The sequence below is a fragment of the Kitasatospora sp. NPDC054795 genome, assembly GCF_053611565.1.
This window is the reverse complement of record NZ_JBSHAP010000039.1, coordinates 1-11,575: the sequence shown is the minus strand read 5'-3', so window position 1 is coordinate 11,575 and position 11,575 is coordinate 1. Positions and strand designations below refer to the sequence as shown.

Sequence of the window (11,575 nt, the reverse complement as noted above, 5' to 3'; positions counted from 1 at the left end):
CGTCACCCGCTTCCCCGAGGTGTGTCACCCCCGCTCCCGCCGGGCGTGTCGCCCGGTCCGGGTCAGGCGTGCGCGGGGAAGAAGATCTTGATCTCGCGCTCGGCGGACTCCGGGGAGTCGGAGGCGTGGATCAGGTTCTCGCGGGTGATCGTCGCGTAGTCGCCGCGGATGGTGCCGGCACCGGCCTCCAGCGGGTTGGTTGCGCCGGCCAGCATGCGGATGCCCTTGACGACCTCCTCGCCCTCGACGATCAGCGCGATCGACGGGCCGGAGGTCATGAACTCCAGCAGCGGCTCGTAGAACGGGCGGCCCACGTGCTCCGCGTAGTGCTGCTCCAGCGTCGCCCGCTCGAAGGTGCGCAGCTCGACGGCGGCGAACCGCCAGCCGGCCTTGCGCTCGATGCGGCTGATGATCTCGCCGGCCAGGCCGCGGCGGACGGCGTCGGGCTTGAGCAGGACGAGAGTGCGCTGGGACACGGTGCGTCTCCTGGGGATTCGGTTCGGCGGACAGTCGGGTCGACAAGAGGCGCCGACAGGGCAGAGATTACCTTGCGTACACGGCGTGTCGGTCCGCCGGTCCGGGCCTCAGACCTGTACTGCGGCAGCCTCCGCGGCGGCCCGGGCGGCCTTGAACGCGTCGACCTTGCGGCCGTAGTGCACCGAGCACCACCACAGGCCGGCGAAGACCACGCCGAGACCGAACATGGTCGGCAGGATGAACCCGCCGGCGATCAGCCCGATCTGCAGCGCCCAGCCGATCTGCACCGCGCCGGGGCGGTCGATCATGCCGCAGAGCAGGACGCACAGCGCCATCGCGATGCCGCTGACCGTCCACACCTCCGCGCCGGAGACGTCGGTGAGCCGCACCGCGACCAGCGCCGCGAAGAGGATCAGCAGCGCTTCGCCGATCAAGGTCGAGGAGCAGAGCGTCCTCATGTCACTTCCTCCCGAGCAGCAGGCGGGCCTCGCCCACCGTGATGACCGAACCGGTGACCAGCACCCCGGAGCCGCCGAGGTCGCCCTCCTCCTCGGCGAGGGTGACGGCGGCGGCGATGGCGTCGTCGAGCCGGGGCTCGACCTGGACGCGGTCCGGGCCGAAGACCTCCACGGCCAGCGCCGCGAGCGCGTCGACGTCCATCGCGCGGTGGGTGGAGTTCTGGGTGATGACGACCTCGGCCAGGATCGGCTCGAAGGCCTCCAGCACGCCGGCCACGTCCTTGTCCCCGGAGGTGCCGATCACGCCGACGAGCCGGGTGAAGCCGAAGGACTCGGTGAGCGCGGCCACGGTGGCGCGGGCGCCGTGCGGGTTGTGGGCGGCGTCCAGGACGATCGTGGGACTGCGACGGACGACCTCCAGGCGGCCCGGCGAGGAGACGCCGGAGAAGGCCTGGCGGATCTTGTCCACGTCCAGCTGCCCGCCGCGCGCGCCACCGACGCCGAAGAAGGCCTCGACCGCGGCCAGGGCGAGGGCCGCGTTGTGCGCCTGGTACTCGCCGTGCAGCGGGATGAAGACGTCCTCGTACTCCTCGCCGCCGAGTCCGCGCAGCGTCACCAGCTGTCCGCCGACGGCGAGTTCGCGGCGGATCACGCCGAACTCCATGCCCTCGCGGGCGACCGTGGCGTCCACCTCGACGGCGCGGCGCAGGATGGTCTCGGCGGCGTCCAGCTGCTGCTGGGCGACGACGGCGACGGCACCGGACTTGATGATCCCGGACTTCTCGACCGCGATCTCGCCGGTGGTCCCGCCGAGCTTGTCGGTGTGGTCCAGCCCGATCGGGGTGATCACCGCGACGGCGGCGTCGATGACGTTGGTGGCGTCCCAGGAGCCGCCCATGCCGACCTCGACCACGGCGACGTCCACCGGGGCGTCGGCGAAGGCCGCGTAGGCCATGCCGGTCAGCACCTCGAAGAAGGACATCGGCACCGGCTGCGCCGCGTCGACCATCCGCACGTACGGCTCGATGTCGCGGTAGACCTCGACGAAGCGCTCGGGGCTGATCGGGGCGCCGTCCAGGCTGATCCGCTCGGTGACGGACTCCACGTGCGGGCTGGTGTAGCGGCCGGTGCGCAGCTCGAAGGCGTTGAGCAGCTGCTCGACCATCCGGGCGGTGGAGGTCTTGCCGTTGGTGCCGGTGATGTGGATGGAGGGGAAGGACCGCTGGGGCTGGCCCAGGATGTCCATCAGCGCCTCGATCCGGTCGAGCGAGGGCTCCAGCTTGTTCTCCGGCCAGCGTTCGGAGAGCTCCACCTCGACGTCGCGCAGGGCGTCGCCGGTGCCGCCGTCGGCGGGGCGGATGGTGTACGGGTTCGGGTCGGCCTTGTCGCTCACGACCACAGTCTACGGAGCGCCGACGGGTCCTCCTCACGGGGTGAGAACCGCCACTTTGCCCGCCCTTTGCCGTGATCGCCCATTTTTCTCCCTTTACTATCGATTTGGCGATTTGAACCGCAATGAAGCATCGATTCGCAACCAATGGGAGCCATCGGCCTTTGATCACCAGGAGCAGTTCGCCATGCCCGACGCCCTGCACGCATGGATCGTGCTTCGCCAGGACTCCGTCGTCCGGATCGCCGGACTGATCTCCCTGGCCCTCCTCGGCTACATGCTCCTGGTCTTCGGCCGCTTCCTCGTGTACTGGGCGGGCTCCCGGCACGCCTTCCGGCACAGCCGCCCCGCCGAGCCCGGCGACCCCGCCGCCTTCCAGTGGCACCTGGTGATCCCCTGCCGCGACGAGGAGGCCGTGGTCACCCAGACCCTGGACGGCCTGCGGGCCGGCGCGCCCGAGGCCCACCTGTGGGTGATCGACGACGACAGTGAGGACGCCACCCGCGAACTGGTGCTCGCCGCCGCGGCCCGCGACCCGCGGGTCCACCTCGTCCAGCGCCGCCGCCCGCACGCCCGGATCGGCAAGGGCGCCGCCCTCAACGCCGCCTACCGGGAGATCTCCGCCTGGCTGCCCGAGGGCACCGACCGCTCCCGGGTGGTGATCGGTGTGGTCGACGCCGACGGGCAGCTCGGCCCGGACACCCTCGCCCGGGTCTGCAACGCCAAGGCGCTCGGCCGCCCCGACACCGGCGCCGTCCAGATCGGCGTCCGGATGCGCAACGCCGACGACGAGCTCCCGCTGCCCGGCCGCGGCCGGGCCGCCAACGCCCTGGCCCGCGCACTGGTGCGGATGCAGGACGTCGAGTTCCAGGCCACCAACACCGGCATGCAGCTGCTGCGCCGCCGCACCGGCAGCGTCGGCCTCGGCGGCAACGGCCAGTTCGTCCGGCTCACCGCCCTCGACTCGCTGACCGCCGAGGAGGGCCGGGCCGGCCGCCCCTGGCCGGAGCGCGCCCTGCTGGAGGACTACGAGTCCGGCCTCGACCTGCGGCTGGCCGGTTGGCGGCTCACCCACGTCACCGAGGCCCAGGTCTCCCAGGAGGGCCTGATCTCGCTGCGCCGCTTCCTCACCCAGCGCACCCGCTGGGCCCAGGGCAACATGCAGTGCCTGCGCTACACCGGCCGGGTGCTGCGCTCCCCGCACTACACCCCGTCCGGCAAGGCCGAGGTGCTGTACACCTTCCTCCAGCCGGTGGTCTGCGTCCTGCTGGTACTGCTCTTCCCGCTCTCGCTCGGGATCACCGGCGCCGGGATGGTGCTCTTCCCGGAGGAGACCGCCGAGTTCCAGCTCAGGTTCGGCCCGTGGATGCTGCTCGCCTTCGTGCTCGCCGCCCTGCCGATGGTGTTCTGGGGCTTCGCCTACCGCACGGCCGTCCACCCCGACCGGAGCCGGCTCACGGCCCTGCTCTGGGGCGTCCTGGTCTGGCTCTACGCCTACCACCTGTTCGTGGTCGCCACCCGGGCCGCGGTCCGGATGCTGCTCGGCCGCAACGGCTGGGCCAAGACCCGCCGCAACGCCGAGAAGGTCGCCGTCGGCGCCCCCACCGCGCTCGAGTCCTGACCCGCGTCCCGAGCCGCCCACCCCCACGTCTCCTCCCCGCACCACGTTCCGACCGGAGTCCCGCATGAGCATGTGCCTGCCCCCGTCCAGCGTCGCCGTCGTCCTCGGCACCCGCCCCGAGCTGGTCAAGCTCGCCCCGCTGATCCACGAGCTCGGTGACGCCACCCGGCTGGTGCACACCGGCCAGCACTGGGACGAGGCGATGTCCGGCCGCTTCCTGCGCGACCTCGACCTGCCCGAGCCCGAGCTGCTCACCGGTGTCGGCGGCCGCCCCCGGGCCGGCCAGATCGCCCGGTCGCTCGGCCAGCTGGACACCGCCTTCGCCGAGGACCGCCCGGCGGCCGTGGTCGTTCAGGGCGACACCAACGCCACCCTGGCCGGGGCGCTGGCCGCCAACGCCCGGGGGATCCCGCTGGTCCACGTCGAGGCCGGGCTGCGCAGCTTCGACCGGGCGATGCCCGAGGAGCACAACCGGGTGATGGTCGACCACGTCTCCGACCTGCTCTGCGCCGCCACCGGGGAGAACGTCGCCAACCTGCGCGCCGAGTCGCTGGCCGAGGAGCGGATCGAGCTCACCGGCAACACCGTCGTCGAGGTGGTCCGCCGTCAGCTGCCGGACGGGGCCGCCCGCGCCGCCCTGCTCGCCGCGCACGGGCTGCGCCCGGACGGGTACGTGCTGGCCACCGTGCACCGCCCGGAGAACACCGACACCGCCGAGGCGCTCGGCGCGGTGCTCGCCGAGCTGGACCGGATCGCCCGGGCCGGCACCCCGGTGCTGTTCCCGATGCACCCGCGCACCCGGGCCGCCGTCGAGCGCTTCGGTCTGGACGGCCTGCTGGAGCGGCTGGCCGTCACCGGCCCGGTCGGCTACGGCGACTTCCTGGGCCTGGCGGGCCACGCGGCCCTGCTGGTCTCCGACTCCGGCGGGGTGCAGGAGGAGTGCACGGTGCTCGGCCGCCCGCTGCTGGTGGTGCGCCGCTCCACCGAGCGTCCGGAGGCGGTGGCGGCCGGCTTCGCCGCGCTGGTGCCGCCCGGCGAGGAGCTGGGCGCCCTGGCCCGCGCGTGGCTCTCCGACACCCCCGAGCGGCTCGCCCGGCTGGCGGCCACCCCGAGCCCGTACGGCGACGGCCTGGCCTCGGCCCGGATCGCCGCGCTGACCGCGGCGATCGCCGGGCCGGCCGGGGCCGGGTCCGCATCACTGGCCGCGTAACGCCCCCTTGACAGCAGAATTGGTCTACTCCACCTTGTGAGGCAAGTCTCCGTTCCCGACCGGGACTTGAGTTGTCGGTAGCTCCCGCACGCGCACCATCGACACCCCGGACGGCGTTCCTCCCCCACGAGGCGCCGCCGGGCCTCCCCCACTGGAGACGGAGTCATGCCACCTGCCCGACACCGGCGCCCGCGCGCCGTCCGTTCGCTGCTCGCCGGAGCGAGCGCCCTGGTCATCGGCCTGGGCGCACTCGCCCTGGCCGACGGCACCGGCGCCCACGCCGCCGACACCGATCTGATCACCAACGGCGGCTTCGAGACCGGGAACCTGTCCGGCTGGACCTGTTCGAGCGCCACGGTCCGGAGCACCGCCGCGCACTCCGGCACGTACGCCCTGCAGTCCACCCCGAGCGGGAGCGACACCGGCGAGTGCACCCAGACCGTCGCGGTGAAGCCCTCCTCCTCGTACACCCTGAGCTCCTGGGTCCAGGGCTCGTACGTCTACCTGGGCGCCCGCGGCACCGGCGGCACCGATCCGAGCACCTGGACCCCCGGCGGCACCGGCTGGACCCAGCTGAGCACGGGCTTCAGCACCGGCCCGAACACCACCAGCGTCACCGTCTACCTGCACGGCTGGTACGGGCAGCCGGCCTTCGCCGCCGACGACGTCTCGCTGCTCGGGCCCGGCGGACCGCAGCCGTCCCCGAGCCCGACCGCCACCGCCACCGCCACCGCCTCGCCGAGCCCGACGGCCACCGCCACGGGCACCGGCAGCCCCACCCCCACCGGGACGTCGACCCCGACCAGGCCCCCGGGCCTGCCCAAGCACATCCTCACCGGCTACTGGCAGAACTTCGACAACGGCGCCACCGTCCAGCGGATCAGCGACGTCCCGGCCGCCTACGACATCATCGCGGTCTCCTTCGCGGACGCCACCGCCACCCGCGGCGGCCTGGGCTTCACCCTCGACCCCGCCCTCTCCTCCCGCCTCGGCGGCTACACCGACGCCCAGTTCAAGGCCGACATCGCGGCCAAACGGGCGGCCGGAAAACGGGTGGTGCTCTCCATCGGCGGACAGAACGGCACGGTCTGGGTGGGCGATTCCGCCTCCGCCGCGAACTTCACCGACTCCGCCTGGGCCCTGATGCAGGGTTACGGCTTCGACGGGATCGACATCGACCTGGAGAACGGCATCAGCTCCACCTACATGGGCCAAGCGCTGCACGCCCTGGCGGCGAAGGCCGGGAGCGGATTCGTCCTCACCATGGCGCCGCAGACGATCGACATGCAGTCGACCGGCATGGAGTACTTCAAACTGGCGCTGAACGTGAAGGACATCCTCACCATCGTCAACATGCAGTACTACAACTCCGGCGCGATGAACGGCTGCGACGGGAACGTCTACTCGCAGGGCACCGAGAACTTCCTCACCGCGCTGGCCTGCATCCAGCTCAAGGGCGGGCTGCGCCCCGACCAGGTGGGGCTCGGGGTGCCGGCCTCCACCAGCGCCGCCGGCGGCGGGTACCTCGCCGCCGGCACGGTCAACAACGCGTTGGACTGCCTGGCCTCCGGAACCAACTGCGGCAGCTACAAGCCGGACACCAAGTGGCCGGGCATCGGCGGCGCGATGACCTGGTCGACCAACTGGGACGCCAAGGCGGGCAACCCGGTCGCGAGCACCATCGGTTCGCATCTGCACGCCATGCCGTAGCCGGACCGGCCGGCCTGCCGGCGGCCCGGGTTCAGACCCCGGCCCGGGCCTCCGGCACGTGCGCGGCGCCGCCGTACCGACGGCGCAACTCGGCCGTGATCTCGGCCAGTTCACCGTCGGGCAGCAGCGGCAGCATCATCGCGACGCCCTGCAGCAGGCCGCCGAGCAGGAAGGTGGTGTCCGGCGTCGCCGCCACCAGGCCGCGGACCTCGGCCACCTCGCCGGCCGCCACCGCCTCGATCAGCCCGGCGGCGCTCGCGGTCTCCTCGTCCACGTCGACCGCGCCGGTGTCCTCCGGGGCCCGCCGGGCCATCGCCCGCAGCACCCTGTCGCCGACCTCGGGGGCGTACGCCTTGCGGACGGCCTCGGCGGCGATCCAGGCGAGCAGGGTGGTCACCTCGCGCTCGGCGTGCTCGGCGAACAGCAGGTCCAGCTCGTGGTCGAACGCGATCTGGTTGCCGTGCCGGAACGCGAGCAGCAGGGTCGCCGCCCTGGCCTTGGCCTCCTCGACCGCCTCCACAGGCAGTTCGTCGGCCAACTCCTCGGTCACCACCACGCCATGCCCTCCCGTCCGTCGCTCAGCAGGAACGCTCAGCGGAAACGCCCATTCGGAAACTCCGTGCACACGGTACACAGCGGGCCTGCAAACTTCCGCGAACCCGCGCGGGCAAGACCGGAATCAATTCGCTCGGAATAGGACCTCACCCGGTCGCAGGATGATAATTCGCCGGAAGGGAGCAATGTTTCTGGGCTATTTGGTGTAGTGAAAGCACCCGGGTAGCCGTTCCGGAAGCGAACGCCGGAAAAACGCCCGAGGGGCCGCACCCCGCGTGTCGCGGTGTGCGGCCCCTCGGGGACCGGTCCGGGCTCAGCCCTGCGGCAACGCCGCGAGCTGGGCGGTGATCCGGGCGATGTCGGCCTCGGCGGCCTCCTGGCGGCCCCGGATCTTGGCGACCACCTCGTCCGGCGCCTTGGCGAGGAACGCCTCGTTGCCGAGCTTGGCGGTGGTCTGGGCCTTCTCCTTCTCGGCGGCCGCGAGGTCCTTGGCCAGGCGCTTGCGCTCGGCCGCGACGTCGATGGTGCCGGAGAGGTCCAGCGCGACGGTGGCACCGGCGACCGGCAGCGAGGCGGTGGCCGCGAAGCCCTCCTCGGGAACGGTCAGCCGCAGCAGCGAGCGGATCGCGTCCTCGTGGACGGACAGCACGGTGCCGGCCAGCTCCAGCTGGGCCGGGACGCGCTGCGCGGGCTGGAGGCCCTGGTCCGAACGGAACCGGCGGACCTCGGTGACCACCTGCTGGAGGGTGGCGATCTCCGACTCGGCGGCCGCGTCACGGTAGCCGCTGTCCTTCGGCCACGCGGCCACGACCAGCGACTCGGCGCCGGTGAGCGTCGTCCACAGCGCCTCGGTGACGAACGGGACGACCGGGTGCAGCAGCCGCAGCGTGACGTCCAGGACCTCGCCGAGCACCCGGCGCGAGGCGTCCGCCTGCGGGCCGCCCTTGGCCAGGGTGGTCTTGGAGAGCTCGACGTACCAGTCGAAGACCTCGTCCCAGGCGAAGTGGTACAGCGCGTCCGTCGCCTTGGCGAACTGGAAGTCGTCGTACAGCGCGTCCACCTTGGCGACGGTGGCGTTCAGCCGCGACAGGATCCAGCGGTCGACTGCGGTCATGTCCTCGGGCGCGGGCAGCGCGCCCTCGGTGGTGGCGCCGTTCATCAGCGCGAAGCGGGTCGCGTTCCAGATCTTGTTGCAGAAGTTGCGCGAGCCCTTGACCCAGTCCTCGCCGATCGGCACGTCGGCGCCCGGGTTGGCGCCGCCGGCCAGGGTGAAGCGGACGGCGTCGGCGCCGTAGGCGTCCATCCAGTCCAGCGGGTCCACGGCCGTGCCGGAGGACTTCGACATCTTCTTGCCGAACTCGTCGCGCACCAGACCGGTCAGGGCGACGGTCTTGAACGGCGCCTCGCCGTCCATCGCGTACAGGCCGAACATCATCATCCGGGCGACCCAGAAGAAGATGATGTCGTGGCCCGTCACCAGGACATCGGTCGGGTAGAACTTCTCCAGGTCCGCGGTCCGCTCCGGCCAGCCGAGCGTGGAGAACGGCCACAGGCCGGAGGAGAACCAGGTGTCCAGGACGTCCGGGTCCTGGACCCAGCCCTCGCCGGTCGGCGGCTGCTCGTCCGGACCGACGCAGACGACCTCGCCCTCGGGGCCGTACCAGACCGGGATCCGGTGGCCCCACCAGAGCTGGCGCGAGATGCACCAGTCGTACATGTTGTCGACCCAGTCGAAGTAGCGGCGCTCCAGCTCCTTCGGGTGGATCTCCACCTTGCCGTCGCGGACGGCGTCGCCGGCGGCCTTGGCCAGCGGCTCGACCTTGACCCACCACTGCAGCGACAGCCGCGGCTCGACCACGGTGTGGCAGCGCGAGCAGTGGCCCACGGCGTGCATGTACGGGCGCTTCTCGGCGACGATCCGGCCCTGCTCGCGCAGCGCGCCGACGACGGCCGAGCGGGCCTCCAGCCGGTCCATGCCGAGGAAGGGGCCGTGCACGGTGATCGCACCGCGATCGTCCATGACCGTCAGGTTGGGCAGGCCGTGGCGCTGGCCGATGGCGAAGTCGTTCGGGTCGTGCGCGGGCGTCACCTTGACGGCGCCGGTGCCGAACTCCGGGTCGACGTGCTCGTCCGCGACGACCGGGATCTCACGGTCGGTCAGCGGCAGCTTGATGGTCCGGCCGACCAGGTGCCGGTAGCGCTCGTCCTCGGGGTGGACGGCCACCGCGGTGTCGCCCAGCATCGTCTCGGCCCGGGTGGTGGCGACGACGATCGAGTCCTCGCCCTCGCCGTAGCGGATCGAGACCAGCTCGCCCGGCGTGTCCTCGTGCTCCACCTCGATGTCGGACAGCGCGGTGAGGCAGCGCGGGCACCAGTTGATGATGCGCTCTGCGCGGTAGATCAGGCCGTCGTCGAAGAGCCTCTTGAAGATGGTCTGGACGGACTGGGACAGGCCCTCGTCCATGGTGAAGCGCTCGCGCGACCAGTCCACGCCGTCGCCGAGGCGGCGCATCTGGCCGAGGATGCGGCCGCCGTAGCTCTTCTTCCACTCCCAGACCTTCTCGACGAAGGCCTCCCGGCCCAGGTCGTGGCGGGAGAGGCCGGACTCGGCGAGCTGCTGCTCGACCTTGTTCTGGGTGGCGATGCCGGCGTGGTCCATGCCCGGCAGCCAGAGCGTCTCGTAGCCCTGCATGCGCTTGCGGCGGGTCAGCGCGTCCATCAGCGTGTGCTGGAAGGCGTGGCCCAGGTGCAGGGCGCCGGTGACGTTCGGCGGCGGGATGACGATGGTGTAGGCGGGCTTGTCACTCTTCGCGTCCGCGGTGAAGTAGCCACGCTCCACCCAGCGCTCGTACAGCTCGCCCTCTACGTCCGCGGGGGTGTAGGTCGTCGGGAGGGTCGCTGCTTCGTCCCCGGCAAAGGTGCTCACGGGGCGCTGGTTCGTCGTGTCGGTCACGACGCACAGTTTACGTAACCGGGGGGAGGGTCACGAACCGCTTTCGGTGCCCGGACCCGCCGCGCCCGGGCGGGCCCCGGTCCGCCACCGTGCGGTAGCGTGCCCGGGCACTCGTCCGGCGGACCGGACGGGCACGGAACGACTGGACACCACGACAGGCCGCGGGTGCGGCGGGGGAGCACGAACGCAGATGTACGGCCAGGGACAGCAGTACCCGCAGGGACAGCCGCAGCCCTACGGCGGCCAGCCGCCGCAGTACGGGGGGCAGCCGCCGCAGTACGGCCAGCCGCCGCAGCAGCCCTACGGCGCACCCCAGCCCCCGTACGGTCAGCCCCCGTACGGGCAGCCGCCGCAGCAGCCCTACGGCACTCCCCCGCAGCCGTACGGCGCGCCGCCGCAGGCGCCGTACGGCCAGCCGGGCTACCCGCCGCCCCAGCAGCCCAAGGGCAAGGGCGGCCTGGTGATCGGGCTGGTGGTCGGCGCGCTGGTGCTGGGCGGCGGCGGCTACGCCGCCTGGTCGTTCCTCGGCGGCAAGGACGCGGGCGGCCAGTACAAGCTCACCGCCCCGCAGACGCTGCTGGACGGCTACGTCCAGAAGTCGGCGAAGGAGGAGGCCGCCGACATGAGCAAGCCCGAGGTCTCCAAGGTCGGCAAGGACCTGCACGCGGTGGTGGCCGGCTACGGCAAGGGCACCGACGTCAAGAACGTGGACTCGCTCTCGGTGATCGGGATCTACGGAGACCTCAACGACCCGGACCAGATCATCGCGGACTCGAAGAAGGACGGCGGCGGGGTCAGCTGGACCACGCCGATGACCGACTACCCCGCGAAGGACAGCCACGCCTCCGCCGGCAAGCTCAGCTGCGGCGTGATCAGCGTGATCGCCGGCAAGGCCGGGCCGACGGTCTGCGTGTGGGCGGACAAGTCCACCTACGGCCGGGTCACCTTCACGAAGATGAGCCTGGGCGGCACCGGCGGCGACAGCGGCCAGGGCGTCACCCCGGACCAGGCCGCGGAGAAGACCCGGGCGATCCGCGACGCCATGAAGGTCGCCAAGTAGCGCGCACGTGACATGGGAGGGGCCCCGCCCCCGAACACGGTCGGGGGCCCCGCCGAGTGGGGGGGGGCCACGGTGCAGGGCTCATGAGACCGCGGGCGCCCGATTGACTGTAACGCGGCACCACGGTGGGGCAAGAGGTGG

The 11,575-nt window shown here is 72.1% G+C and carries 9 protein-coding genes; 4 read left to right on the top strand and 5 right to left on the bottom strand.

Annotated features, from left to right (window positions below; genetic code table 11):
- Nucleotides 1-62 precede the first annotated feature (62 nt).
- The 3 genes from ndk to folC form a co-directional block, all read right to left on the bottom strand.
- Nucleotides 63-476 (bottom strand): nucleoside-diphosphate kinase, encoded by a 414-nt coding sequence (gene ndk, locus ACWGJO_RS16260; RefSeq protein ID WP_359908153.1) that lies wholly within the window; start codon nt 474-476, stop codon nt 63-65.
- A gap of 108 nt (nt 477-584) precedes the next feature.
- The gene (locus ACWGJO_RS16255; protein ID WP_452184305.1) at nt 585-935 is read right to left on the bottom strand and encodes a DUF4233 domain-containing protein; all 351 of its coding nucleotides are present in this window, start codon (nt 933-935) and stop codon (nt 585-587) included.
- A gap of 1 nt (nt 936) precedes the next feature.
- Nucleotides 937-2,328, bottom strand: coding sequence for a bifunctional tetrahydrofolate synthase/dihydrofolate synthase (gene folC / locus ACWGJO_RS16250; protein WP_401051400.1), 1,392 nt, complete (start codon nt 2,326-2,328; stop codon nt 937-939).
- A 184-nt stretch (nt 2,329-2,512) separates the two neighbouring features.
- On the opposite strand from folC, the gene ACWGJO_RS16245 reads away from it, so the two are divergent.
- The 3 genes from ACWGJO_RS16245 to ACWGJO_RS16235 all read left to right on the top strand — a co-directional run bounded on the left by ACWGJO_RS16245 (nt 2,513) and on the right by ACWGJO_RS16235 (nt 6,866).
- Nucleotides 2,513-3,946: a glycosyltransferase family 2 protein gene (locus ACWGJO_RS16245; RefSeq protein ID WP_452184303.1), complete on the top strand. Its 1,434-nt coding sequence runs from the start codon at nt 2,513-2,515 to the stop codon at nt 3,944-3,946.
- 70 nt (nt 3,947-4,016) lie between these two features.
- A complete protein-coding gene (wecB, locus tag ACWGJO_RS16240) occupies nt 4,017-5,156 on the top strand; it encodes a non-hydrolyzing UDP-N-acetylglucosamine 2-epimerase (protein WP_452184364.1) in 1,140 nt (379 codons plus the stop codon).
- A 165-nt stretch (nt 5,157-5,321) separates the two neighbouring features.
- Complete coding sequence (locus ACWGJO_RS16235) at nt 5,322-6,866, top strand: chitinase (protein ID WP_452184301.1); 1,545 nt, start codon at nt 5,322-5,324, stop codon at nt 6,864-6,866.
- Nucleotides 6,867-6,897: 31 nt separating this feature from the next.
- On the opposite strand, the gene ACWGJO_RS16230 is transcribed toward ACWGJO_RS16235, so the two are convergent.
- Nucleotides 6,898-7,422, bottom strand: a complete 525-nt coding sequence (locus tag ACWGJO_RS16230; RefSeq protein WP_452184299.1) for a hypothetical protein — start codon at nt 7,420-7,422, stop codon at nt 6,898-6,900.
- A 312-nt stretch (nt 7,423-7,734) separates the two neighbouring features.
- Nucleotides 7,735-10,374 (bottom strand): valine--tRNA ligase, encoded by a 2,640-nt coding sequence (locus tag ACWGJO_RS16225; protein ID WP_359908171.1) that lies wholly within the window; start codon nt 10,372-10,374, stop codon nt 7,735-7,737.
- A gap of 190 nt (nt 10,375-10,564) precedes the next feature.
- Between ACWGJO_RS16225 and ACWGJO_RS16220 the strand changes: the two genes are divergently transcribed.
- Entirely contained in the window at nt 10,565-11,434 is an 870-nt protein-coding gene (locus ACWGJO_RS16220; protein ID WP_452184297.1) for a hypothetical protein, read from the top strand.
- Nucleotides 11,435-11,575: the final 141 nt, after the last annotated feature.

Coding starts and splice junctions, on each gene's coding strand:
- ACWGJO_RS16255 (WP_452184305.1), bottom strand. CDS start 935: ATGAGGACGCTCTGCTCCTCGACCTTGATCGGCGAAGCGCTGCTGATC.
- ACWGJO_RS16245 (WP_452184303.1), top strand. CDS start 2,513: ATGCCCGACGCCCTGCACGCATGGATCGTGCTTCGCCAGGACTCCGTC.
- wecB (WP_452184364.1), top strand. CDS start 4,017: ATGTGCCTGCCCCCGTCCAGCGTCGCCGTCGTCCTCGGCACCCGCCCC.
- ACWGJO_RS16235 (WP_452184301.1), top strand. CDS start 5,322: ATGCCACCTGCCCGACACCGGCGCCCGCGCGCCGTCCGTTCGCTGCTC.
- ACWGJO_RS16220 (WP_452184297.1), top strand. CDS start 10,565: ATGTACGGCCAGGGACAGCAGTACCCGCAGGGACAGCCGCAGCCCTAC.